This is a genomic window from Streptomyces sp. NPDC001443 (genome assembly GCF_053597355.1).
Genome location: NZ_JBSFIA010000013.1, coordinates 1 through 24190, shown reverse-complemented (window position 1 = coordinate 24190; position 24190 = coordinate 1). Strand labels below are relative to the sequence as shown.

General features: G+C 70.8%; 19 protein-coding genes and 1 pseudogene. 15 read left to right on the top strand and 5 right to left on the bottom strand.

Annotated elements, in window-relative coordinates:
* Positions 1 to 123: 123 nt before the first annotated feature.
* Positions 124 to 1224 (top strand): calcium:proton antiporter, encoded by a 1101-nt coding sequence (locus ACWC24_RS16095; protein ID WP_450663447.1) that lies wholly within the window; start codon positions 124 to 126, stop codon positions 1222 to 1224.
* Positions 1225 to 1258: 34 nt separating this feature from the next.
* On the opposite strand, the gene ACWC24_RS16090 is transcribed toward ACWC24_RS16095, so the two are convergent.
* Positions 1259 to 2563 (bottom strand): MFS transporter, encoded by a 1305-nt coding sequence (locus tag ACWC24_RS16090; RefSeq protein ID WP_450663446.1) that lies wholly within the window; start codon positions 2561 to 2563, stop codon positions 1259 to 1261.
* A gap of 150 nt (positions 2564 to 2713) precedes the next feature.
* On the opposite strand from ACWC24_RS16090, the gene aroQ reads away from it, so the two are divergent.
* Positions 2714 to 3187: a type II 3-dehydroquinate dehydratase gene (aroQ, locus tag ACWC24_RS16085; RefSeq protein ID WP_450663445.1), complete on the top strand. Its 474-nt coding sequence runs from the start codon at positions 2714 to 2716 to the stop codon at positions 3185 to 3187.
* A gap of 93 nt (positions 3188 to 3280) precedes the next feature.
* Here the strand turns inward: aroQ and ACWC24_RS16080 are convergent, their stop codons facing one another.
* Together ACWC24_RS16080 and ACWC24_RS16075 are read right to left on the bottom strand one after the other, a co-directional pair.
* Positions 3281 to 3937 carry an MBL fold metallo-hydrolase gene (locus ACWC24_RS16080; RefSeq protein ID WP_450663444.1) on the bottom strand — a complete coding sequence of 219 codons (657 nt, stop codon included), beginning with the start codon at positions 3935 to 3937 and terminating at the stop codon, positions 3281 to 3283.
* Positions 3938 to 3981: 44 nt separating this feature from the next.
* Entirely contained in the window at positions 3982 to 4668 is a 687-nt protein-coding gene (locus ACWC24_RS16075) for a maleylpyruvate isomerase family mycothiol-dependent enzyme (RefSeq protein WP_450663443.1), read from the bottom strand.
* Positions 4669 to 4889: 221 nt separating this feature from the next.
* Here ACWC24_RS16075 and uvrA point away from each other — a divergent pair, with 221 nt between their 5' ends.
* Positions 4890 to 7928, top strand: coding sequence for an excinuclease ABC subunit UvrA (gene uvrA / locus ACWC24_RS16070; protein ID WP_450663442.1), 3039 nt, complete (start codon positions 4890 to 4892; stop codon positions 7926 to 7928).
* Between the two features lie 81 nt (positions 7929 to 8009).
* Here the strand turns inward: uvrA and ACWC24_RS16065 are convergent, their stop codons facing one another.
* Positions 8010 to 8921: a carbohydrate kinase family protein gene (locus ACWC24_RS16065; RefSeq protein ID WP_450663441.1), complete on the bottom strand. Its 912-nt coding sequence runs from the start codon at positions 8919 to 8921 to the stop codon at positions 8010 to 8012.
* 235 nt (positions 8922 to 9156) lie between these two features.
* Between ACWC24_RS16065 and ACWC24_RS16060 the strand changes: the two genes are divergently transcribed.
* Entirely contained in the window at positions 9157 to 9576 is a 420-nt protein-coding gene (locus tag ACWC24_RS16060) for a Rieske 2Fe-2S domain-containing protein (RefSeq protein ID WP_450663440.1), read from the top strand.
* A 27-nt stretch (positions 9577 to 9603) separates the two neighbouring features.
* On the opposite strand, the gene ACWC24_RS16055 is transcribed toward ACWC24_RS16060, so the two are convergent.
* Positions 9604 to 10563: a hypothetical protein gene (locus ACWC24_RS16055; protein ID WP_450663439.1), complete on the bottom strand. Its 960-nt coding sequence runs from the start codon at positions 10561 to 10563 to the stop codon at positions 9604 to 9606.
* Between the two features lie 369 nt (positions 10564 to 10932).
* Between ACWC24_RS16055 and uvrC the strand changes: the two genes are divergently transcribed.
* From uvrC to ACWC24_RS16000, 11 genes and pseudogenes are all read left to right on the top strand, one after another.
* Entirely contained in the window at positions 10933 to 13053 is a 2121-nt protein-coding gene (gene uvrC / locus ACWC24_RS16050; protein ID WP_450663438.1) for an excinuclease ABC subunit UvrC, read from the top strand.
* Positions 13050 to 14126 (top strand): RNase adapter RapZ, encoded by a 1077-nt coding sequence (rapZ, locus tag ACWC24_RS16045; RefSeq protein ID WP_450663437.1) that lies wholly within the window; start codon positions 13050 to 13052, stop codon positions 14124 to 14126. Before uvrC ends, rapZ begins: the two co-directional genes overlap by 4 nt.
* Positions 14123 to 15190, top strand: a complete 1068-nt coding sequence (locus ACWC24_RS16040; RefSeq protein WP_450663436.1) for a gluconeogenesis factor YvcK family protein — start codon at positions 14123 to 14125, stop codon at positions 15188 to 15190. The genes rapZ and ACWC24_RS16040 overlap by 4 nt, the downstream gene beginning before the upstream one ends.
* Positions 15181 to 16170 carry a DNA-binding protein WhiA gene (gene whiA, locus ACWC24_RS16035; RefSeq protein WP_450663435.1) on the top strand — a complete coding sequence of 330 codons (990 nt, stop codon included), beginning with the start codon at positions 15181 to 15183 and terminating at the stop codon, positions 16168 to 16170. The genes ACWC24_RS16040 and whiA overlap by 10 nt, the downstream gene beginning before the upstream one ends.
* Before the next feature lie 149 nt (positions 16171 to 16319).
* The gene (locus ACWC24_RS16030; protein WP_450663434.1) at positions 16320 to 19277 is read left to right on the top strand and encodes a M14 family zinc carboxypeptidase; all 2958 of its coding nucleotides are present in this window, start codon (positions 16320 to 16322) and stop codon (positions 19275 to 19277) included.
* A gap of 190 nt (positions 19278 to 19467) precedes the next feature.
* Positions 19468 to 20478: a type I glyceraldehyde-3-phosphate dehydrogenase gene (gene gap / locus ACWC24_RS16025; RefSeq protein WP_450663433.1), complete on the top strand. Its 1011-nt coding sequence runs from the start codon at positions 19468 to 19470 to the stop codon at positions 20476 to 20478.
* Between the two features lie 124 nt (positions 20479 to 20602).
* Positions 20603 to 21814 carry a phosphoglycerate kinase gene (locus ACWC24_RS16020; protein ID WP_450663432.1) on the top strand — a complete coding sequence of 404 codons (1212 nt, stop codon included), beginning with the start codon at positions 20603 to 20605 and terminating at the stop codon, positions 21812 to 21814.
* A gap of 6 nt (positions 21815 to 21820) precedes the next feature.
* Positions 21821 to 22597: a triose-phosphate isomerase gene (gene tpiA, locus ACWC24_RS16015; RefSeq protein ID WP_450663431.1), complete on the top strand. Its 777-nt coding sequence runs from the start codon at positions 21821 to 21823 to the stop codon at positions 22595 to 22597.
* A gap of 141 nt (positions 22598 to 22738) precedes the next feature.
* On the top strand, positions 22739 to 22969 hold the full coding sequence (gene secG, locus ACWC24_RS16010; protein WP_450663573.1) for a preprotein translocase subunit SecG: 231 nt from the start codon (positions 22739 to 22741) through the stop codon (positions 22967 to 22969).
* Positions 22970 to 23226: 257 nt separating this feature from the next.
* Positions 23227 to 23514 carry an RNA polymerase-binding protein RbpA gene (locus tag ACWC24_RS16005; protein ID WP_037668570.1) on the top strand — a complete coding sequence of 96 codons (288 nt, stop codon included), beginning with the start codon at positions 23227 to 23229 and terminating at the stop codon, positions 23512 to 23514.
* Positions 23515 to 23783: 269 nt separating this feature from the next.
* Positions 23784 to 24190: pseudogene (locus ACWC24_RS16000) on the top strand (glucose-6-phosphate isomerase); the annotation flags it as partial.

Sequence of the window (24190 nt, the reverse complement as noted above, 5' to 3'; positions counted from 1 at the left end):
TCGCCACCCGCTCCCGGTGCCGCCCCGGGTGAGGGGCTCGCGGAGAACCGAGTGCCGAAGGAGGCGAGCATGTTCACGAAGTCGCGGAATGCGAAGTGCGAAGGCCTCTGCGACGATCGCTCCATGATCGCTCGGCTCAGGTCGCTCGCCACGCAGTGGACATCCCTCGTGCCGTTGGCCGCGGTCGTCCTGCTGATCCTCACCTGGGGACGCAATCTGCCCGGCGTGCTGGTAGCCGTGGTGACCGTGGTCCTGGCCGGGGCGGTGCTGGCCGCCGTGCACCACGCCGAGGTGGTGGCCCACCGGGTGGGCGAACCCTTCGGCTCCCTGGTGCTCGCCATCGCCGTCACGATCATCGAGGTCGCCCTGATCGTCACCCTCATGGCGGACGGCGGGGCCAAGAGCTCCACCCTCGCCCGGGACACGGTGTTCGCGGCGGTGATGATCACCTGTAACGGGATCGTCGGCCTGAGCCTTCTCGTCGCCTCGCTGCGTCACGGCACGGCGATCTTCAACCCCGAGGGCACCGGCGCCGCCCTCGCGACGGTCGCGACCCTGGCCACCCTCAGCCTGGTGCTGCCCACGTTCACCACGAGCAAGCCGGGCCCGGAGTTCTCCTCCGTGCAGCTCACCTTCGCCGCACTGTCCTCGCTGATCCTGTACGGCCTGTTCGTGGCGACCCAGACCGTGCGCCACCGCGACTACTTCCTGCCGATCGCCCGGCAGGGCGGTGGGATCGCCGTGGAGGAACACGCGGTGGCGCCGTCCGCCCGCACCGCGCGGATCAGCCTGGTGCTGCTGGGACTCGCCCTGATCGGAGTCGTGGGGCTGGCCAAGGGCGTCTCGCCGGCGATCGAGTCGGGCGTCGAGGCCGCCGGCCTCCATCACGCCGTCGTCGGTGTGATCATCGCGCTGCTCGTGCTGCTGCCCGAGACCATCGCCGCGCTGCGCTCCGCCCGCCGCGACCGGGTGCAGACCAGTCTCAACCTCGCCCTCGGATCGGCGATGGCCAGCATCGGCCTGACCATCCCCGCGGTCGCCCTCGCGTCGCTCTGGCTCGCCGGCCCGCTCGTCCTCGGCCTGAGCGCCACCCACATGGTGCTGCTCGCCCTGACTGTGGTGGTGGCCTCGCTGACCGTGGTCCCCGGCCGGGCCACACCGCTCCAGGGCGGCGTCCACCTGGTGCTGTTCGCCGCCTACCTGGAACTGGCGATCAACCCGTGAGAACCCGTGAGGGCCTCGCCCGGGGCCGGGGCGGTCAGTCCAGGACGGGTTGCGCGAGCGGGACGCGCACCGGGCGGGTCTCCGGCAGCAGGGTGAAGCAGCCGAGGCTGAGCAGCGCGATGCCGGTCAGATAGGCGCCGACACCCCAGGGGACCCGACCGCCGTGTTCGGCGAGCGCCGTCGCCACGATCGGGGTGAGCGCGCCCCCGAGCACACCGCCGAGGTTGTAGCCCACCGCGGCGCCGGTGCAGCGCACCCGAGGGTCGTACAGCTCCGGCAGATAGGCGGCGATCACGGCGAACATCGTGATGAACGCGATCAGCGCGCCCAGGAAGCCGAGGAACATCAGCAGCGGCGCGCCGGTGGACAGGAGCGCGACCATCGGGAACATCCACAGGGCGGAGCCCGCACACCCGGCCAGGCACATGGGGCGCCGCCCGAAGCGGTCACCGAGAACCGCCGCCACCGGGGTCAGCGCCCCCTTCACCACCACCGCGGCCATGATGCACATCAGCATGACCGTGCGGTCGACCCCGAGGCGTTCCGTGGCGAAGGCGAGGGACCAGGTCGTCACGGCGTAGAAGATCGCGTACCCGGCCGCGAGCGCGCCCGCGGTGAGCAGCACCAGCCGCCAGTGGTCGCGCGCGACCTCGGCGAGGGGCAGCCGCGCCTTGCCGTCGAGCTCCAGGAAGCGGGGGCTCTCGGTGATCGACGAGCGCAGCCACAGCCCCGCGACGGCCAGCAGGCCGGCCGCCCAGAACGGCACCCGCCACCCCCACTGGGCGAACCGGGCGTCGGACAGGGCCGCCGACAGGGCCAGCATCACGCCGTTGGCCAGCAGGAAGCCCACCGAAGGACCGATCTGCGGGAAGCCCGACCACAGCCCGCGCCGTTGCTCCGGCGCGTGTTCCGCGGTCAGCAGCACCGCCCCGCCCCACTCCCCGCCCAGTCCCAGCCCCTGGAGGAAGCGCAGGACCAGCAGCAGTACGGGGGCGGCCGCGCCGATCCTGTCGTAGGTCGGGACGCACCCGACCGCGACCGTCGAGAGGCCGGTCAGCAGCAGCGACGCGACGAGCACCGGCCGCCGCCCGTGCCGGTCCCCGACGTGCCCGAACAACATGGACCCCAGCGGACGCGCCAGGAAGCCCACCCCGAACGTGCCGAACGCGGCCAGCGTCCCGGCCAGCGGCGAGAAGGTCGGGAAGAACAGCGGGCCCAGGACCAGCGCCGCGGCGGTCCCGTAGACGAAGAAGTCGTAGAACTCGATGGCTGTCCCGGCGAGCGAGGCGGTCGCGAGCCGCAACATGCCGGGCGCCCTTACGGTGTGTGCATCACGCATGACGCGTCAACTACCCACAGTGACCAAGGGTTACGGGGGCGTGAGGGGGCGCGGCGGGCGCCCGGTGGCACCGTGATAGACCGGGTGCGAGCGGCGCTCCCCGGCGGACCGCCCCTCGCGAACGCTCAGCCCGAACGGACCGGAGGAACCGTGCCCCGCACCCTGGCCAACGCCCCCATCATGATCCTCAACGGTCCCAACCTGAATCTCCTGGGACAGCGTCAGCCGGAGATCTACGGCTCCGACACCCTCGCCGACATCGAGGCCCTGTGCTTCGCCGCGGCGGCCGCGCACGGCGGCACGGTGGACTTCCGCCAGTCCAACCACGAGGGCGAGTTGATCGACTGGATCCACGAGGCACGGCTGAACCACTGCGGGATCGTGATCAACCCGGGCGCCTACTCGCACACCTCCGTCGCGATCCTGGACGCGCTCAACACCTGTGACGGCCTGCCGGTGCTGGAGGTGCACATCTCCAACATCCACAAGCGTGAGTCGTTCCGGCACCACTCGTACGTCTCGCTGCGCGCCGACGGCGTCATCGCGGGATGCGGGGTGCAGGGGTACGTGTTCGGGGTGGAGCGGGTGGCCGCGTTGGCCGGGCCCGCGCAGGCCGGCGCGTAGTCCGGCGCGCGCGGGTGCGTGCGCGTGATTCACACCGCGTGACTCACACGGGGCGCGTGGTGCAGTGCCACGCGCCCGCCGTGCGAGGGGAGTTCACCACCCCCGCGCGTGCCACTCCGGCAGGTGCGGGCGCTCGGCGCCGAGCGTGGTGTCGTCTCCGTGCCCCGGGTAGACCCAGGTCTCGTCCGGGAGGACGTCGAAGATCTTCGTCTCGACGTCGTGGATGAGGCTGGCGAACGCCTTCGGGTCCTTGCGGGTGTTGCCCACGCCGCCCGGGAAGAGGCAGTCCCCGGTGAAGACGTGCGGGTGTCCGTGCGGGTCGTCGTAGACGAGGGCGATCGATCCCGGCGTGTGCCCGACCAGATGGCGCGCGGTGAGCTCCACGCGGCCCACCCGGATGGTGTCGCCGTCGTCGACCGGGACGTCGGTCGGCACCGGGATGCCCTCGGCGTCCGCCCGCCCGGCGTAGGTGCGGGCGCCGGTGCCCGCGACGACCGCGGCGAGCGCCTGCCAGTGGTCGCCGTGCTGATGAGTGGTGACGACGGACGCGATGCCGTCGTCACCGATCATGCCGAGCAGGGTGTCCGCGTCGTTCGCCGCGTCGATCAGCAACTGCTCGTCGGTGGCCCGGCAGCGCAACAGATAGGCGTTGTTGTCCATCGGGCCGACCGCGATCTTGGTGATCATCAGGTCCTTGAGCTCGTGCACGTCCGCCGGGCCGCCGACCGTCACCTGTCCGCTGTACGTCATGGCGGTCAGCCTATAGCCGGAGAGCGGCCCGGGGCCGCTCATGGCTACAGCGGAGGCAGCGTCGGAAGCGCCGCGCCGGTCACCGTCAGGGCGGATCCGTCGCGTCGGCCGGCGAGCCAGCAGAGCAGGTCCGCGGGCGACCCGGTGACGGTGACCTCGGGGCCGGCCGCCGACCTGCCGGTGTCCCAGGTGCGGGTGCCGTCGGTGAGGCGGGTCGACGGTACGTCGGCGTGCCCGGCGAAGCGTTCGACCAGGAAGTCGGTCTCCCGCTCGACGAATTCCGCCGGCAGGTCCTCCGCCTCGTATCCGATCCCGAGGTCCACGTGGTGCAGCTCGACCTCGATCAGGCGCCGGAAGGGCACGCGGGCCGCGGTGTCGCTGACCCCGTTGCGCAACTGCACCGTGCGCGACCAGTCCGCCGGCGCGGAGCCGGTCTGCTGAAAGCGGTCGGCGCTCTCGCGCAGGTCGGCGAGCTGGGTGTCGAGCGGCCGGGGCGCATCGCGCTCGATGTCGGCGGCGCGGGTCTCGGCGGTGGGGTACATGGGGCGTCCCTCGAGGACGTTCACGAGGGCGTCCGCGTTGCGGGCGAGGTGGGCGAGGACGTGTCCGCGGCTCCAGCCGGGCAGCCGTGACGCCTCGGCCAGTGAGGCGTTGTCCAGTTTGGAGGCTGCGGCGAGCAGTCGGTCGGTCGCGTCACGTACAGACGCCAGGTCACGTGCGTGATCAATCATGAGGTCGACCCTAGCCCCGCCACTCCTTCGGGTGAAGGATGCCGACCGAGCCCATAAATCGAATGCACGTGCTATATGGTCGAGTGCGGCGTCGGGCATGCTGGAGGGACGGGGATTGTTATGCGTCCTGGAATCCGACCGGCGTTGTCAGTGGCTCCCCCTAGTCTGAGAAGCACAGGGGCTCGCCCCTGTCTCTTCTCTCAAGAAAGGTGCGGACCGGCGTGGCCGACCGTCTCATCGTCCGTGGCGCGCGCGAGCACAACCTGAAGAATGTCTCGCTCGACCTCCCACGGGACTCGCTCATCGTCTTCACGGGCCTGTCCGGGTCGGGCAAGTCCTCGCTGGCCTTCGACACGATCTTCGCCGAGGGACAGCGCCGCTACGTGGAGTCGCTCTCCTCGTACGCCCGCCAGTTCCTCGGCCAGATGGACAAGCCCGACGTCGACTTCATCGAAGGCCTCTCCCCGGCGGTCTCCATCGACCAGAAGTCGACCTCGCGCAACCCGCGCTCGACGGTCGGCACCATCACCGAGGTCTACGACTACCTACGTCTGCTGTTCGCCCGCATCGGCAAGCCGCACTGCCCCGAGTGCGGCCGGCCGATCTCGCGCCAGTCGCCGCAGGCCATCGTCGACAAGGTCCTGGAGCTGCCCGAGGGGAGCCGCTTCCAGGTGCTGTCGCCGCTGGTGCGGGAGCGCAAGGGCGAGTTCGCCGACCTGTTCGCCGACCTCCAGACCAAGGGGTACAGCCGCGCCCGCGTGGACGGCGAGACCATCCAGCTCTCCGACCCGCCCGCACTGAAGAAGCAGGAGAAGCACACCATCGAGGTGGTCATCGACCGCCTCACGGTGAAGGAGTCCGCCAAGCGCCGCCTCACCGACTCGGTGGAGACCGCCCTCGGCCTGTCCGGCGGCATGGTCGTGCTCGACTTCGTGGACCTCGCCGCGGACGACCCCGAGCGCGAGCGCATGTACTCGGAGCACCTGTACTGCCCGTACGACGACCTGTCCTTCGAGGAGCTGGAGCCCCGTTCCTTCTCCTTCAACTCGCCCTTCGGCGCCTGCCCCGAGTGCACCGGCATCGGCACGCGCATGGAGGTCGACCCCGAACTGATCGTCCCGGACGAGGACAAGTCCCTCGACGAAGGCGCCATCCACCCCTGGTCGCACGGGCACACCAAGGACTACTTCGGCCGGCTGATCGGCGCCCTGGCGGAGGCGCTCGGCTTCCGGACGGACATCCCCTTCGCCGGCCTGCCGCAGCGCGCCAGGAAGGCCCTGCTGTACGGCCACAAGACCCAGATCGAGGTCCGCTACCGCAACCGCTACGGGCGCGAGCGCGTGTACACGACCGCCTTCGAGGGTGCCGTCCCGTTCGTCAAGCGCCGGCACGGCGAGGCCGAGAGCGACGCCAGCCGTGAGCGCTTCGAGGGCTACATGCGCGAGGTGCCCTGCCCCACCTGCCGGGGCACGCGCCTGAAGCCGATCGTCCTCGCGGTCACGGTCATGGAGAAGTCCATCGCCGAGGTCTCCGCGATGTCCATCAGCGACTGCGCCGACTTCCTGGGCCAACTCAAGCTGAACGCCCGCGACAAGAAGATCGCCGAGCGCGTGCTGAAGGAGGTCAACGAGCGGCTGCGGTTCCTGGTCGACGTCGGCCTGGACTACCTCTCGCTCAACCGCGCGGCCGGCACCCTCTCCGGCGGCGAGGCCCAGCGCATCCGCCTGGCCACCCAGATCGGCTCCGGACTCGTCGGCGTCCTCTACGTCCTCGACGAGCCGTCCATCGGCCTGCACCAGCGCGACAACCACCGGCTGATCGAGACCCTGGTCCGGCTCCGCGACATGGGCAACACGCTCATCGTCGTCGAGCACGACGAGGACACCATCAAGGTCGCCGACTGGGTCGTCGACATCGGCCCGGGCGCGGGCGAGCACGGCGGCAAGGTCGTGCACAGCGGCGACCTGAAGGGGCTGCTCGCCAACCCCGAGTCGCAGACCGGCCAGTACCTGTCCGGGAAGAAGGCCATCCCGGTGCCCGACATCAGGCGCCCGCTCGACCCGTCGCGGCATCTGACGGTGCACGGCGCCCGGGAGAACAACCTCCAGGACATCGACGTGTCCTTCCCGCTGGGCGTGTTCACCGCGGTCACGGGCGTGTCCGGGTCCGGCAAGTCGACCCTGGTCAACGACATCCTCTACACCCACCTGGCCCGCGAACTGAACGGCGCGCGGAACGTCCCGGGCCGGCACACGCGCGTGGACGGCGACGACCTCGTCGACAAGGTCGTCCACGTCGACCAGTCGCCCATCGGCCGCACCCCGCGGTCGAACCCCGCGACGTACACCGGTGTGTTCGACCATGTGCGCAAGCTGTTCGCGGAGACCACCGAGGCGAAGGTCCGGGGCTATCTGCCCGGCCGCTTCTCCTTCAACGTCAAGGGCGGCCGCTGCGAGAACTGCGCGGGCGACGGCACCATCAAGATCGAGATGAACTTCCTGCCGGACGTGTACGTCCCGTGCGAGGTCTGCCACGGCGCGCGCTACAACCGGGAGACCCTGGACGTCCACTACAAGGGCAAGTCCATCGCCGATGTCCTGAACATGCCGATCGAGGAGGCGACGGACTTCTTCGACGCCGTCCCGGCGATCTCCCGGCACCTCAGGACCCTCAAGGACGTCGGTCTCGGCTACGTCCGGCTCGGCCAGTCCGCGACCACCCTGTCCGGCGGTGAGGCGCAGCGCGTCAAGCTCGCCAGCGAGCTGCAGAAGCGCTCCACCGGCCGCACGGTCTACGTCCTGGACGAGCCGACCACCGGTCTGCACTTCGAGGACATCAGCAAGCTGCTGAAGGTGCTGTCCGGTCTGGTCGACAAGGGCAACACGGTCATCGTCATCGAGCACAACCTCGACGTGATCAAGACCGCGGACTGGGTCGTCGACATGGGCCCGGAGGGCGGCGCCGGCGGTGGCCTCGTCATCGCCGAGGGCACGCCCGAGCAGGTCGCAGGGGTTCCGGCCAGCCACACCGGCAAGTTCCTGCGCGAGATCCTGTCCGCCGACCGGATCAGCGACGCCGTCCCGGCGCAGGCCTCGCGCCGCAAGACGGCCGCCAAGACGGTCGCCGCCAGGTCGGCCACGAAGAAGACGGCCACGGCCAGGGCGACCACCACCGCCAACAACACGGCGACGAAGAAGGCCACGAGCGCCACGAAGAAGGCCGCCCCGGCGAAGAAGACGGCACGGGCCCGCAAGGCCTGACCCGTCGTCCGCACCGCCCGGCCGCCGACGACGCCCTCGTCGGCGGCCGGGCGGGCGGTGCGGAGAGCGGGGCGTGCCCCGCTACAGCTCGCCGAGCTCGTGGGCGTACGGTGGCTGCGCGCCCGCGCGGGAGCAGGTGAGCGCGGCCGCGCGCGCCGCGAACCGCAGCAGCCGGGTCCAGCCGTCGGCGCCCAGCGAGGCCAGCGCCCCGGGGGAGAGTGCGTCCTGGACGGACAGGCCGTGCAGCAGGGCCGCGTTCACCGTGTCCCCGGCGCCGATGGTGTCCACGACGTCGGCCTTCTCGCCCGGCACGGAGTGCTCCCCGCCGTCCCCGGTGAAGACGGTGAGCCCTTCACCGCCGCGCGTGATCACGACGGCCGAGGGGCCGGCCGCGAGCCACTCGCCCGGGGTGCCGCCGAGCCAACGGGCGTCGTCCTCGGAGAGCTTCAGCAGCGTGACCGACGGCAGCCAGCTCCGAAAGCGCGCCCGGTAGGCGTCCGCGTCGGGAATCAGACCGGGCCGGATGTTCGGGTCCAAGGTGGTGAACAGGCCCTGCCCGGACGAGGAGCGCAGCAGTTCCGCGTAGGCGCTCGCACCGGGTTCGAGGACCAGTGAACAGGTCCCGAAGGACACCGCCCGGGTCCGGTCGGGCAGCCGGTCCGGCGCCGTGAACAGCCGGTCGGCGGTGCCTTCGACATAGAAGGAGTAGGCGGCCGAGCCGCTCGCGTCGAGCGTCGCGGCGGCCAGTGTGGTCGGCTCCGTGCCGCGCTGCACGGCCGACACGTCAACCCCCGCCCGGCGCAGCCCGTCGAGCAGCGCCTCGCCGAAGGCGTCGTAGGAGGTGCGGGAGCAGAAGGCCGTGGGGGAGCCGAGACGGCCGAGGGCCACGGCGGTGTTGTACGGACCACCGCCCGGCACCGGCGTCAGGCCCGCCAGGGCGCCGGGGCCCTGCGGTACCAGGTCGATCAGTGCCTCACCGGCGACGACGATCACGAGTCCGGGTCCTTTCCGCGGCGGTGCGGGCCGCCCGGGCCGTGGTGTCCGGGCGGGCTGTCGCGGCCGGGCGGGCTGCTCCGGACGGCCGACGCAGCCGGGAACGTATCCCATCCGGTCCCCGGCGTAAAACGCCTGTGCGGGCGTTCCCCCGCGGTGCCCGTCCTCGCGCCCGGCCGGAACGCCGTCCTCCGTTAGGGTCGGAAGGTATCGCCCCCGACCCGTGGAGTTCCTCATGCCCGGCCGTCCTGTCCCGAGCCGCCGCACCCTTCTGCGCGGGGCGGCCGCCGCGCCCGTCGCCGGGTTCGGCCTCGCCGCCTGTGCGACCGGGCAGACCTCGCCCGCCGTGCCGACCGCCCCGGTCCAGGTGGGCGCGGAGAGCGAGATCGCCCCGGGCGGCGCCAAGCTGTACCGGGACCACAACGTGGTGGTCGGCCGGCGCGAGGACGGCACCCTCAAGGCGTACAGCACGATCTGCACGCACGCGTTGTGCCCCATCAACAAGCTGGAGGGGACGACCTTGGTCTGCCCCTGTCACGGCAGCCGGTTCGACGCGCTGACGGGCAAGGTGGTGCACGCCCCGGCCACCGTGCCGCTGACGGAACTGGCGGTCGAGGTCAAGGACGGCCGGATCGTCGCGGGGCCCGAGGCCTGATCGCAGCAGGCGCCGAGCGCCCCGCGCTCACTCCCAGTCCCACCCGATGCCCACGAGCCCCGCTCGCACCCGGGGCTCGACGAGATGCACCGAGCGGTGCTGCGGGCTGAGCGCCAGCCCCTGACGGCCGCTGCGCGGGGCCGCCGCGGAATGCTGGGTGAACCGATGGCAGCGCACCGGCAGCGTGTGCGCGTCGAAGCACACCTCCAGGGCGTACTGACCGCCCGCCATGCCGAACTCGCGGAGGTACTCGCGGGAGGCGCCGGCCGTACCGTCCTCGACGGCGTAGCGGAAGAGGAACGTGTCGCCGGAGCGCAGCCGGGTGTCGAAGAGCAGCTCGGCCACGAGCACACCGGTGTCGTGGTGCCGGCGGACGCGTCCCGTGCGGCAGTTCTCCAGGGCCCGCACCGACATCCGTTCCGGTGCGCAGCCCTGGTCGCCGTGGTGGACGGCCACGAAGCGGTCGACGCCGTCGCGGTGGGCCCGCACGATGTGGTGCGACTCGCGCGCCAGGAGCTCGCCCCGGGTGCCGATCCGCACCCGCTCGTGGTGGCCCAGGGAGTCGAGTCCGTTGTCGACAGGGCACTCCAGTTCGGCCAGCAGATGTTCGAGGACTCCCGAAGCCGCGACGAAAGAGCGGTAGGAGCGGGACGAGGACCGGTCGCGGTGGGTGCCGTCCTCGGATTCCGCGAGCAGACGTATCAACGACTCGTCCGGGAGTTGCAGTATCTCCTCCAGGGCCCGGACGGCCCGCAGCGACTCGGGGCGCTGCGGGCGGCGGGCGCCCTGCTGCCAGTAGCTCAGGCTGGTGACGCCGACCTTCACCCCGTAGCGGGAGAGGTGGTGCTGCACGCGTTGCAGCGGCAGTCCGCGGGCCGCGATCGCGGCCCGCAGGGCGACGTGGAAGGGGCCGCCTCGCAGGGCCGTGTCCAGTTCCGCGACGGCGACATCGGCGGCGACGTCCGCGTGCTGTGTGGCGTGCGGCATGCAGGGGCCTTTCTGTGAATGTCACAACGGCTGGTCAGACCGTTCGGGGGAGCGGAACCGGGGCCACCCGGCCTGCGTCGGGAGTCGTCACGCCCGTAAGCCGTCCTGCGCGGCCCCGAGTTCCCCCGCATTGAAGCGTGTTGACCAAGTCCCGACAACACCTGATGCCCAACCGCGGAGGACTCCTGGCCGAGTCCGCACCGTGCCGCGGCGGCCCGTCCCCGGGCCGGGCGGACCGTCCGCCCGCGCGCTCCGCCCGCGCTGCCTGGACTGCTCGTACGCCATGTGTCACTCCCGGTGACCGGGACCCCGGCCGACGTTGTCCACAGCCTCGCCGGAGTGTCGCCCCTCGCCAGTAGGGTGTGAGACATGGCCGACCCCTCCAGCTACCGCCCCAAGCCGGGACAGATCCCGGACTCTCCCGGGGTGTACAGGTTCCGCGACGAGCACCGCCGGGTGATCTACGTCGGCAAGGCGAAGAGCCTGCGTCAGCGCCTGGCGAACTACTTCCAGGACCTGGCGGGCCTGCACCCGCGCACCCGGACGATGGTGACCACCGCCGCGTCCGTGGAGTGGACCGTCGTGTCCACGGAGGTCGAGGCGCTCCAGCTGGAGTACTCCTGGATCAAGGAGTACGACCCCCGGTTCAACGTCAAGTACCGCGACGACAAGAGCTACCCGTACCTCGCGGTGACGATGAACGAGGAGTTCCCGCGCGTGCAGGTGATGCGCGGTCACAAGAAGAAGGGCGTGCGCTACTTCGGTCCCTACGTGCACGCGTGGGCCATCCGCGACACCGTCGACCTGCTGCTGCGCGTCTTCCCCGTGCGCACCTGCTCGGCGGGCGTCTTCAAAAACGCGTCCCGCACCGGCCGCCCCTGTCTGCTCGGCTACATCGGCAAGTGTTCGGCGCCCTGTGTGGGACGGGTCTCCGCCGAGGAGCACCGCGAACTGGCCGACGGCTTCTGCGACTTCATGACCGGCCGCACCGGCACGTACCTGCGCCGTCTGGAGCGGCAGATGGCGGAGGCGGCCGAGGAGATGGAGTACGAGCGGGCCGCCCGCCTGCGCGACGACATCGAGGCCCTGCGCAAGGCCATGGAGAAGAACGCGGTCGTGCTCGCCGACGCGACCGACGCCGACCTCGTGGCGGTCGCGGAGGACGAGCTGGAGGCGGCGGTCCAGATCTTCCACGTCCGCGGCGGTCGTGTGCGCGGCCAGCGCGGCTGGGTGACCGACAAGGTGGAGGAGATCACCACCGGCGCCCTCGTCGAGCACGCGCTCCAGCAGCTCTACGGCGAGGAGCGCGGGGACGCCGTCCCCAAGGAGGTCCTCGTGCCGGCCCTGCCCGAGCCGGTGGAGCCCGTGCAGGAGTGGCTGACCGGTCGCCGTGGCTCCCAGGTGTCCCTGCGCATCCCGCAGCGCGGCGACAAGCGGGCCCTGATGGAGACGGTCGAGCGCAACGCCCAGCAGGCGCTCGTCCTGCACAAGACCAGGCGGGCCTCCGACCTGACCACGCGCTCACGCGCCCTGGAGGAGATCGCGGACGCCCTCGAACTGGACAGCGCACCCCTGAGGATCGAGTGCTACGACATCTCCCATCTCCAGGGTGACGACGTGGTCGCCTCGATGGTCGTCTTCGAGGACGGGTTGCAGCGCAAGGGCGAGTACCGCCGCTTCCAGATCAAGGGCTTCGAGGGCCAGGACGATGTCCGCTCCATGCACGAGGTGATCACCCGCCGGTTCCGGCGCTACCTCGTGGAGAAGGAGCGCACGGGGGAGTGGACCGACGGCACGGCCGACGAGCAGGCCGGCGGGAGCGACGGCGGTGCCGTCGACGGTGACGTCGGTGGTGGTACGAACGGGACACACCCCCTCACCGAGGAGGACGGGCGGCCCAAGCGCTTCGCCTACCCGCCCCAGCTCGTCGTCGTCGACGGCGGTCAGCCGCAGGTCGCGGCGGCCAAGCGGGCCCTGGACGAGCTCGGCATCGACGACATCGCCGTCTGCGGCCTGGCCAAGCGACTGGAGGAGGTCTGGCTGCCGGACCAGGACGACCCGGTCGTCCTGCCCCGCACCAGCGAGGGCCTCTACCTGCTCCAGCGCGTCCGTGACGAGGCCCACCGCTTCGCGATCACCTACCAGCGCACCAAGCGCGCCAAGCGCTTCAGGTCCGGCCCCCTGGACGACGTGCCGGGCCTGGGCGAGACCCGTAAGCAGGCACTGATCAAGCACTTCGGGTCGGTGAAGAAACTGCGCTCCGCGACCATCGACGAGATCTGCGAGGTTCCGGGCATAGGCCGCAAGACGGCCGAGACCGTCGCCGTGACCCTCGCCCAGGCGGCTCCGGCCGCGCCCGCCGTGAACACGGCCACTGGAGAGATCATGGAAGAAGACCACGAAGCCGGGGCGCCCGAGACGACGGCGGACGCTCCTGGGGACCCCGTGACCGCGGGCGTCCCCGACGAACGACGGGGGCAGGAACCATGACCGAGCACGAGACGCAACCCACAGCGGACCGAGAACGCACGCCTGGCGAGACGCGCGACAATTCCGCCGGGCAGGATGCACCCCGGCACGGCGCGACCGGGCAGGATGCACCCCAGCAGGACGCACCCGGGCAGGACGGGCCGCAGGACGCACGCCATGAAGACGGAGCACAGGTGAGTACGGACAGCACACCGCCCGGGAACCCGGACGCGGTCATCCCCGAGCTGGTGATCATCTCCGGCATGTCGGGGGCCGGACGCTCTACGGCCGCCAAGTGTCTGGAGGACCTCGGCTGGTTCGTCGTCGACAACCTCCCGCCCGCTCTGATCCCCACCATGGTGGAGCTCGGCGCCCGCTCGCAGGGCAACGTGGCACGGATCGCGGTCGTCGTCGACGTGCGCGGCCGCCGGTTCTTCGACAACCTCCGCGAGTCCCTCGCGGACCTCGACGTCCGGGGCGTCACGCACCGGGTCGTCTTCCTGGAGTCCTCCGACGACGCCCTGGTGCGCCGCTTCGAGTCGGTGCGCCGCCCGCACCCGCTCCAGGGCGACGGCCGGATCGTCGACGGCATCGCCGCCGAGCGCGAGCTGCTGCGCGAGCTGCGCGGCGACGCCGACCTGGTGATCGACACCTCCAGCCTGAACGTGCACGAGCTGCGCGCCAAGATGGACGCCCAGTTCGCCGGCGAGGAGGAGCCCGAGCTGCGGGCCACCGTCATGTCCTTCGGCTTCAAGTACGGTCTCCCGGTCGACGCCGACCTGGTCGTGGACATGCGCTTCCTGCCCAATCCGCACTGGGTCCCCGAGCTGCGCCCCTTCACCGGGGTCAACGAGGAGGTCGCGGCGTACGTCTTCAACCAGCCCGGCGCGAAGGAGTTCCTCGACCGCTACGCGGAGCTCCTCCAACTGGTTGCCGCGGGCTATCGCCGTGAGGGCAAGCGTTATGTGACGATCGCGGTCGGCTGTACGGGCGGGAAGCACCGTTCGGTCGCGATGTCGGAGAAACTTGCCGCGCGCCTTGCGGCCGAGGGTGTGGAGACGGTGGTCGTACACCGGGACATGGGACGGGAATGACGGCACGAACTCTGCGGCTGGGCCGACTGCGCCGGGGGGTACCCGACGGACGCGTGAACCGGCCGGTCGAGGCCCGCGGCGGCAAGCCCCGCCGCCGCGGCGCCCAGCCCAAGGTCGTCGCCCTCGGCGGCGGCATGGGCCTGTCCGCCTCGCTCGCCGCGCTGCGCCGGATCACCGGCGACCTCACCGCCGTCGTCACCGTGGCCGACGACGGCGGCTCCAGCGGACGCCTGCGCGACGAACTGGGCGTACTGCCGCCCGGCGACCTGCGCAAGGCGCTGGCCGCGCTGTGCGGCGACGACGACTGGGGCCAGACCTGGGCCCGCGTCATCCAGCACCGCTTCGAGTCCAAGGGCGACCTGCACGAGCACGCGGTCGGCAATCTGCTGATCGTCGCCCTGTGGGAGCAGCTCGGCGACCATGTGCAGGCCCTGGACCTGGTCGGCAAGCTGCTCGGCGCGCACGGACGGGTGCTGCCCATGTCCGCCGTGCCGCTGGAGCTCCAGGCCCTGGTCCGCGGCCACGACCCGGACCGGCCGGAGGAGATAGGCACCGTCCGCGGCCAGGCGACGGTCGCCCTCACCCCGGGCGAGGTGCAGTCCGTGCACCTCGTGCCGAACGACCCGCCCGCCGTGCCCGAGGCCGTCGCCGCGGTCCTGGACGCGGACTGGGTGGTGCTCGGCCCCGGCTCCTGGTTCTCCTCGGTCATCCCGCACCTGCTGGTGCCGGAACTGCTGGACGCGCTCACGCAGACCAAGGCGCGCCGGGTACTCTCCCTGAACCTCGCACCGCAGCCCGGAGAAACCGAAGGGTTCTCCCCGCAGCGTCATTTGGAGGTTTTGGGACGACACGCCCCTAAACTCGCCCTGGACGTGGTGCTGGCCGACGAGGCCGCCGTGCCCGACCGCGACTCGCTGATCGAAGCCGCCAACCGGTTCGGGGCCGCGGTCGAGCTGGCGCCGGTGGCCAGGGCCGATGGGACTTCGCGGCACGACCCGGAGCTCCTCGCCGCCGCGTACGACCGTATTTTTCGGATGCATGGAAGGATCGGCCCATGGCGATGACGGCAGCGGTGAAGGATGAGATCTCCCGGCTCCCCGTCACCCGGACCTGCTGCAGAAAGGCGGAGGTCTCCGCCGTCCTGCGGTTCGCCGGCGGCCTTCACCTGGTGAGCGGGCGCATCGTGATCGAGGCGGAGCTGGACACCGCGATGGCGGCCCGCCGGCTCAAGCGGGACGTCCTGGAGATCTTCGGCCACACTTCCGAGCTGATCGTGATGGCGCCGGGCGGTCTGCGCCGCGGCTCGCGCTATGTGGTGCGGGTGGTCGCGGGCGGCGACCAGCTGGCCCGGCAGACCGGTCTGGTGGACGGCCGCGGCCGTCCGATCCGCGGGCTGCCCCCGCAGGTGGTCTCCGGGGCCACCTGTGACGCCGAGGCGGCCTGGCGCGGAGCGTTCCTGGCACACGGCTCGCTGACCGAACCCGGCCGCTCGTCGTCCCTCGAGGTGACCTGCCCGGGGCCGGAGGCCGCCCTCGCCCTGGTCGGCGCCGCCCGTCGGCTGTCCATCGCGGCGAAGGCCCGTGAGGTCCGCGGGGTGGACCGGGTCGTCGTCCGGGACGGCGACGCGATCGGCGCGCTGCTCACCCGGCTCGGCGCGCACGAGTCCGTGCTGGCCTGGGAAGAGCGGCGGATGCGCCGCGAGGTGCGGGCCACGGCGAACCGCCTCGCCAACTTCGACGACGCCAACCTGCGCCGCTCGGCCCGTGCGGCCGTCGCCGCCGGTGCCCGTGTCCAGCGTGCCCTGGAGATCCTCGCCGACGAGGTGCCCGAGCACCTGGCGGCAGCGGGCCGGCTGCGCATGGAGCACAAGCAGGCCTCCCTGGAGGAGCTGGGCGCGCTCGCCGACCCGCCGTTGACCAAGGACGCGGTCGCCGGCCGGATCCGCCGACTGCTGGCGATGGCCGACAAGCGGGCCTCCGATCTTGGCATCCCGGGCACCGAGGCCAACATCTCCGAGGACCTGGCCGACAACCTGGTCGGCTGATCGGTCCGCACCCGACACGCCGGTGCCCCAGCCCACGGGAACCCGGGCACCGGCGTTTGTCCGTCTTTGATGCACTCTTGACTGGATCATGAAGTGTCATGAGCCTGGCAGGTGTTCGTCGTCGTGGCGGACCACTGCTAGGGGGGTTCATGAGACACAGAGCGAGATCGATCCTCGCTGTCGGCGCGCTCCTGATCGGCGGAGCGAGCATCGCACCCATCGCCCAGGCGCAGAGCGGAAACCCGGCGACCGCGTCCGGACCGGACGAGGTCAAGGTCTATCGCGCCGAGATCACCAAGCAGCAGTTACCCCTGCTGCTGGCCGCCGGACAGGACGGCCAGGAACTCGCCGAACAGGCGCCCGAGCGGGGCACGGCCGACGTCGAGGTCTACCTCACCGACGACCAGGCGAGGAAGCTGGAGCGGCAGGGCGTCGACCTCACCGAGCACACCCTCTCGGCCAAGGCGGAGAACCGCGTCGCGGCCGCCGCCGAGGGCGTGTTCCGCCCGTACGGCGGCAGCGGCGGCCTGAAGGAGGAGATCGTCAGGACCGGCCAGGAGAACCCCGGCCTCACCAAGGTCGTCTCCATCGGCAAGACGGTCGACGGCCAGGACATCCTCGCGCTCAAACTGACCAAGGGCGCCAAGAAGTCCCGGGACGGCTCCAAGCCCTCCGTGCTGTACATGTCCAACCAGCACGCGCGCGAGTGGATCACGCCGGAGATGACCAGGCGGCTGCTGCACTACTACCTGGACAACTACAAGACCGACAAGCGGATCAAGAAGATCGTCGACTCCACCGAGCTGTGGTTCGTCCTGTCGGCCAACCCCGACGGCTACGACTACACCTTCCAGAACAGCGACACCCGCCTGTGGCGCAAGAACCTGCGGGACGTCAACGGCGACGGTGTCATCAGCACCGGCGACGGCGTCGACCTCAACCGCAACTTCGCCTACAAGTGGGGCTACGACGACGAGGGCTCGTCCCCCAACCCCACCAGTGAGACCTACCGCGGCGCGGCCCCGGCCTCCGAGCCCGAGACGAAGGCGCTGGACGCGTTCGAGAAGCGGATCGGCTTCACGTACGGCATCAACTACCACTCCGCCGCCGAGCTGCTCCTCTACGGTGTCGGCTGGCAGGTCGCCACCCCGACCCCGGACGACGTCCTGTACAAGGCGCTGGCCGGCACCCCCGCGAACTCCGCGATCCCGGGCTACCACCCGCAGGTCTCCTCGGAGCTCTACACCACCAACGGCGAGGCGGACGGCCACGCCGGCAACGTCAACGGCATGGCGATGTTCACCCCCGAGATGTCGACCTGCCAGACCGCGTCGGACCTCGACCCGAACGACACCTGGAACGCCTCCGACTGCCAGTCGGTCTTCAACTTCCCGGACGACGAGAAGCTGATCCAGCAGGAGTTCGCCAAGAACGTCCCGTTCGCGCTCTCCGTCGCCGAGACCGCGGCCCATCCCGACCGGCCCTCGTCCTCGGTCGGCCTGACCGCCGCCGACTTCACCCCGGCCGCGTTCCCGACGTCGTACGCGCGCGGCGCGGACCAGGAGGTCTCCGTCGTCGTGCGCAGGTCGGTGCGCGACAAGGAGCTCAGGTACCGCGTCAACGGCGGCCGTACCCACGACCAGGCGCTCAAGGCCTGGAAGGGCGGCGAGACCTACGGCGGTGACGACAACCTCTACTTCGACGAGTACCGGGCAAAGGTCCGGGGCGGCGCACCGGGCGACAAGGTCGAGGTCTGGTTCACCGGCAGGTCCCCGAACGGGAAGCCCACCGCCAGCGAGCACTTCACCTACACCGTCGCCGAGCGGGCCAAGGCCGACACGCTCGTCGTCGCCGAGGAGGGCGCGACCGCCGTACAGGCGCAGACGTACGTGGACGCGCTGAAGGCCAACGGCCGCAAGGCGGTCGTCTGGGACGTCGCCGCCCAGGGCGCCCCCGACGCGCTCGGCGTGCTGGACCACTTCCGGACGGTCGTCCACTACACGGGTGCGGGCCGGCCCGGCAACCCCACCCAGCTCCAGCTGCGCGCCTACCTCAACGAGGGCGGCAAGCTGATCGAGGCCGGCGAGCAGGCCGGCGGCAGCGTGGACCTCGGCGACGGCACGCTCTCGAACGACTTCAGCCAGTACTACCTCGGCGCCTACTCGCGTACGTCGACGCCCGGAGCCACCGGCTTCACCGGCTCCGGAGCCCTCGCCGGCGCCGGCGGCGCGCTCGGCCCCGCGGCGGGCAACCCGCTCGACCGGGCGGGTACCTACGGGGTCACCTCCGACGAACTGCCCACGGCCGGCTACCCGCAGTTCGCGAGCGCGGGCGCGGGCCAGTTCGCCGGGACCGTCAACCCGTACGGGCCGTACAGCGGTACCGGCATGGCGGCCGCGGTGCACACCGACGACGCCTACAAGCGCCTCACCCGCACCATCGACCTCACCGGCGTCAGCGCCGCCGACAAGCCCACCCTGCACGGCCGACTGCTGTGGGACACCGAACCGGGCTACGACAACGCCGTCGTCGAGGCGCACACGGTGGGCGGCGCGGACTGGACGACGCTGCCCGAGGCGGGCGGCGCCACCGGCACCGCGGTCCCGGCGGAGTGCGGGGCCGGGTTCTACGTCAATGAGCACCCCTGGCTGAAGCACTATCTGACGCTGACGTCGAGCGGCTGCACGGCCACCGGCACCAGCGGCTCCTGGAACGCCTTCACCGGGGCCTCCGCCGGCTGGCAGCAGGTCGACTTCGACCTGAGCGCGTACGCCGGCAGGTCCGTCGAGGTCTCCCTCGCCTATGTCACCGACCCGGGCAGCGGCGGCCACGGCGTCCTCGCCGACGACCTGGCGTTCGTCGTCGGCGGCACCGCCACCCAGACCGAGGGATTCGAGACGTCCCTGGGTGCCTGGCAGGTCACCGGGCCGCCGGCCGGCAGCCCCGCCGTCCTCAAGGACTGGGCGCGCACCGGAGCGCTGTTCCGCACCTATGGAGCAGTCACCACGGACGACACCGTGCTGCTCGGCTTCGGCCTGGAACACGTCACCGCGGCGGCCGACCGAACGGCCCTGATCGGCAAGGCGCTCAAGGCACTCGCCGGGTAACACCTGGTGACGATCGCATGATCGGAGCGGGCGGTCCGTACCCCTACTGGCGGGTACGGGCCGCCTCGCCGCGTATGGGGCGTCTCAATGTCACTCCGGAGGTCTCCGAGGGGTAGGGTCGTAGGCGGTCGGGGACATCCCATTTAGCTCGCCGGTGTCGCAACCGGCGTACCAACGAGGAGATCGGTTCGTGACGATCCGCGTAGGCATCAACGGCTTTGGCCGCATCGGTCGTAACTACTTCCGCGCGCTGCTGGAGCAGGGTGCAGACATCGAGATCGTGGCTGTCAACGACCTGGGTGACACCGCGACCACCGCGCACCTGCTCAAGTACGACACCATCCTCGGCCGTCTGAAGGCCGAGGTGTCGCACACCGCCGACACGATCACCGTCGACGGCCACACCATCAAGGTCCTGTCCGAGCGCAACCCCGCCGACATCCCGTGGGGCGACCTCGGCGTCGACATCGTCATCGAGTCGACGGGCATCTTCACGAAGAAGGCCGACGCCGAGAAGCACATCGCCGGCGGCGCCAAGAAGGTCCTCATCTCGGCTCCGGCCAAGGACGAGGACATCACCATCGTGATGGGCGTCAACCAGGGCGACTACGACCCGGCGAACCACCACGTCATCTCCAACGCCTCCTGCACCACGAACTGTGTGGCGCCGATGGCCAAGGTTCTCGACGAGAACTTCGGCATCGTCAAGGGCCTGATGACGACGGTCCACGCGTACACCAACGACCAGCGCATCCTGGACTTCCCGCACAAGGACCTGCGTCGCGCCCGCGCCGCCGCCGAGAACATCATCCCGACCACGACGGGTGCCGCCAAGGCCACCGCCCTGGTCCTGCCGCAGCTCAAGGGCAAGCTCGACGGCATCGCCATGCGCGTCCCGGTCCCGACCGGCTCGGCCACCGACCTGGTCGTGACGCTCCAGCGCGAGGTCACCCGCGACGAGGTCAACGCCGCGTTCAAGAAGGCCTCCGAGGACGGCGACCTCAAGGGCTTCCTGGCGTACACCGAGGACCCGATCGTCTCCTCGGACATCGTCAGCGACCCGGCCTCCTGCACCTTCGACTCCTCCCTGACCATGGTCCAGGAGGGCAACACGGTGAAGATCCTCGGCTGGTACGACAACGAGTGGGGCTACTCCAACCGCCTCGTCGACCTGACGGTCTTCGTCGGCGACCAGCTCTGATCGCCGAATCAGACATCTCGATGTGAGTGCAGGGCTCGGGCGGCGCACAGGCGCGCTGTCCGAGCCCTGACTCGCGTGCAGATCAACCCTCTTCCGAACACGAGCCCTCTCGGGAGTCCCCTCCATGAAGACGATCGACGAACTTCTCGCCTCCGGCGTGGACGGCAAGCGGGTCTTCGTCCGCGCCGACCTCAACGTGCCGCTGGCCGACGGCGTGATCACCGACGACGGCCGCATCCGCGCCGTCCTGCCCACCGTCAAGGCCCTCGCGCAGGCGGGCGCCAAGGTGATCGTGGCCTCGCACCTGGGCCGCCCCAAGGGCGCCCCGGACCCCGCCTTCTCCCTGCTGCCCGCGGCCGAGCGGCTCGCCGAACTCCTCGGCGCCCCGGTCGCGTTCGCGCAGGACACCGTCGGCCCCGCCGCCCACGAGGCCGTGGACGGCCTGGAGCCCGGCCAGGTCGCGGTCATCGAGAACCTGCGCTTCAACGCCGGCGAGACGTCCAAGGACGACACCGAGCGCGGCGAGTTCGCCGACCGGCTCGCCGCCCTGGCCGACGTCTACGTGGGCGACGGCTTCGGCGCGGTGCACCGCAAGCACGCCTCCGTGTACGACCTGCCGGCCCGCCTGCCGCACTACGCCGGCTACCTCATCGCCACCGAGGTCGGCGTCCTGAAGAAGCTCACCGAGGACGTCGCGCGCCCCTACGTCGTCGCGCTCGGCGGCTCCAAGGTCTCCGACAAGCTCGCCGTCATCGACCAGCTCCTCGGCAAGGCCGACCGCATCCTGATCGGCGGCGGCATGGCCTTCACCTTCCTCAAGGCCAAGGGCCACGAGGTCGGCTCCTCGCTGCTCCAGGAGGACCAGATCCCGGCCGTCACCGAGTACCTGGCGCGCGCCGAGAAGCTGGGCGTGGAGCTGGTGCTCCCGGTCGACGTCGTGGTCGCCCCCGGATTCCCGGACCTGAAGGCCAAGGCGTCCACCGAGCACACCGCCGTCGACTCGGACAAGATGCCCGAGGGACAGATGGGCCTGGACGTCGGCCCGAGGACCGGCGCCCTGTACGCAGCCAAGCTCTCCGACGCCGAGACCGTGTTCTGGAACGGTCCCATGGGCGTCTTCGAACACCCCGACTACGCCGAGGGCACCAAGGCGGTCGCCCAGGCCCTGGTCGACTCCAAGGGCTTCACCGTCGTCGGCGGCGGTGACTCCGCCGCCGCGGTGCGCACCCTCGGTTTCGACGAGAACGCATTCGGCCACATCTCGACCGGCGGTGGCGCCTCCCTCGAATACCTCGAGGGCAAGACGCTCCCCGGCCTCGCCGCACTGGAGGACTGACCCCGTATGACCACTCGCACGCCGCTGATGGCGGGCAACTGGAAGATGAACCTCAACCACCTCGAGGCCATCGCCCACGTCCAGAAGCTCGCCTTCGCCCTCGCCGACAAGGACTACGACGCCGTCGAGGTCACCGTCCTGCCGCCGTTCACCGACCTGCGCTCGGTGCAGACGCTGGTCGACGGCGACAAGCTCAAGATCAAGTACGGCGCCCAGGACCTCTCGGCGCACGACTCCGGCGCCTACACCGGCGAGATCTCCGGCTCGATGCTGGCCAAGCTGAAGTGCACGTATGTGGCCATCGGCCACTCCGAGCGCCGTCAGTACCACCACGAGACCGACGAGACCGTGAACGCCAAGGTCAAGGCCGCCTACAAGCACGGCCTGACCCCCATCCTGTGCGTGGGCGAGGAGCTGGACGTCCGCGAGGCGGGCGACCACGTCTCCCACACCCTCGCCCAGGTCGAGGGCGGCCTGAAGGACCTCCCCGCCGAGCAGGCCGAGTCCGTCGTGATCGCCTACGAGCCGGTCTGGGCCATCGGCACCGGCAAGGTCTGCGGTGCCGGGGACGCCCAGGAGGTCTGCGCGGCCATCCGCGGCAAGGTCGCCGAGCTGTACTCGCAGGAGCTGGCCGACCAGGTCCGCATCCAGTACGGCGGCTCCGTGAAGTCGGGCAACGTCGCCGAGATCATGGCGCAGGCCGACATCGACGGAGCCCTGGTCGGCGGTGCCTCGCTGGACGTCGACGAGTTCGTCAAGATCGTCCGTTTCCGCGACCAGTGAGCCGGTCGCCGGTCGGCGGTGGATCGACCGGTGAGTAGGCGCTAGCGGCGATCCGTCGTACCCTTGCGGGGGCCGGGACTCCTTCATGAGTCCGGCCCCCGTCGTCCATCCAGTTCCGAGGAAGTTGGTCCAGTCGTGGTTTTGGGGTTCTCGATCGCCCTGATCATCTTCAGCCTGCTGATGATGCTTCTGGTGCTGATGCACAAGGGGAAGGGCGGCGGCCTCTCCGACATGTTCGGTGGCGGCATGCAGTCGTCCGTCGGCGGCTCCTCGGTCGCCGAGCGCAACCTCGACCGCATCACCGTCGTGATCGGTGTGCTGTGGTTCGCGTGCATCATCGTGCTCGGCATCCTGATGAAGGGCAACAGCTGATCCACGGAGTGCGCGCGAGCGCGTTTCGTGCGTAACGCCCCATGTTCGGTACGCGCCGCTGAGCGCGGCCTATCATGGGGCTTGCGTCTGGGTGTGGGGGCGGTAACTCCAATCACTGGACGCGCGTTGGGCCTTACGTAGACTGAGGCGCTCGCAGTGAAGCGAAACGCCGACTCGCTTCGCGGCACCATCACGCAGGGAGTTACACCGTGGCAAGTGGCAACGCGATCCGAGGAAGCCGGGTCGGGGCGGGGCCGATGGGCGAGGCCGAGCGCGGCGAGTCAGCGCCGCGGCTGCGCATCTCCTTCTGGTGCTCCAACGGGCACGAGACGCAGCCCAGCTTCGCCAGTGACGCACAGGTGCCCGACAACTGGGACTGCCCGCGCTGCGGCTTCCCGGCCGGCCAGGACCGGGACAACCCCCCGGACCCGCCGCGCACCGAGCCCTACAAGACGCACCTGGCGTATGTGCGGGAGCGGCGCAGCGACGCGGACGGCGAGGCGATCCTCGCCGAGGCGCTCGCCAAACTGCGGGGCGAGATCTGACGACCGGGTCCGGCCGGACATCACGAGGTGTCCGGCCGGACCCGATGTCGTCTCCGCCCGGCCGTCCCGGCGTTGCCCTCTTCGCCCGGTCGTCCCGGCCTCGCCTTCTTCATCTCGTCTTCTCCGCCCGTCCTCGCACCGTGCTGACACCAACACGTCAGCCGGACGTACCTGTAGTTGCGCCGCCGCTCAACTGATCAATTAGGTTGGGAGCGGCAGCGGGGCAAGGTACGCAGCGGGACAGGCAGGAAAGAAGGCTGAAGTCGGATATGAACGCAGACGGCCGTTCCAGGCTCAATCAGACGCCCGAGTGGACCGCTCTGGCCAAGCACCGCGAGGAGCTCGCCGACACCGGTCTGCGGGATCTGTTCGCCGGTGACCCCGGCCGGGGCGGCGGATACACGCTCCAGGTCGGTGACCTGTACATCGACTACTCCAAGCACCTCGTCACCGACGAGACGCTGCGGCTGCTGCGCGAGCTGGCCGCCGCCACCGACGTGTTCGGGCTGCGGGACGCGATGTTCCGCGGCGAGAAGATCAACACCACCGAGGACCGGGCGGTGCTGCACACCGCGCTGCGTGCCCCGCGGGACGCGGTGGTCGAGGTCGACGGCGAGAACGTGGTGCCCGGTGTGCACGCCGTCCTGGACCGGATGGCCGCCTTCGCCGGCCGGAT

Bases quoted from the DNA above. Each gene is read 5' to 3' on its own strand.
- ACWC24_RS16075 (WP_450663443.1), bottom strand. From the start codon at position 4,668: ATGATTGATCACGCACGTGACCTGGCGTCTGTACGTGACGCGACCGAC.
- ACWC24_RS16030 (WP_450663434.1), top strand. From the start codon at position 16,320: ATGAGACACAGAGCGAGATCGATCCTCGCTGTCGGCGCGCTCCTGATC.
- ACWC24_RS16055 (WP_450663439.1), bottom strand. From the start codon at position 10,563: ATGCCGCACGCCACACAGCACGCGGACGTCGCCGCCGATGTCGCCGTC.
- ACWC24_RS16080 (WP_450663444.1), bottom strand. From the start codon at position 3,937: ATGACGTACAGCGGACAGGTGACGGTCGGCGGCCCGGCGGACGTGCAC.
- ACWC24_RS16095 (WP_450663447.1), top strand. From the start codon at position 124: ATGATCGCTCGGCTCAGGTCGCTCGCCACGCAGTGGACATCCCTCGTG.
- tpiA (WP_450663431.1), top strand. From the start codon at position 21,821: ATGACCACTCGCACGCCGCTGATGGCGGGCAACTGGAAGATGAACCTC.
- uvrC (WP_450663438.1), top strand. From the start codon at position 10,933: ATGGCCGACCCCTCCAGCTACCGCCCCAAGCCGGGACAGATCCCGGAC.
- rapZ (WP_450663437.1), top strand. From the start codon at position 13,050: ATGACCGAGCACGAGACGCAACCCACAGCGGACCGAGAACGCACGCCT.
- ACWC24_RS16005 (WP_037668570.1), top strand. From the start codon at position 23,227: ATGGGCGAGGCCGAGCGCGGCGAGTCAGCGCCGCGGCTGCGCATCTCC.
- ACWC24_RS16060 (WP_450663440.1), top strand. From the start codon at position 9,157: ATGCCCGGCCGTCCTGTCCCGAGCCGCCGCACCCTTCTGCGCGGGGCG.
- ACWC24_RS16090 (WP_450663446.1), bottom strand. From the start codon at position 2,563: ATGCGTGATGCACACACCGTAAGGGCGCCCGGCATGTTGCGGCTCGCG.
- ACWC24_RS16040 (WP_450663436.1), top strand. From the start codon at position 14,123: ATGACGGCACGAACTCTGCGGCTGGGCCGACTGCGCCGGGGGGTACCC.
- whiA (WP_450663435.1), top strand. From the start codon at position 15,181: ATGGCGATGACGGCAGCGGTGAAGGATGAGATCTCCCGGCTCCCCGTC.
- ACWC24_RS16020 (WP_450663432.1), top strand. From the start codon at position 20,603: ATGAAGACGATCGACGAACTTCTCGCCTCCGGCGTGGACGGCAAGCGG.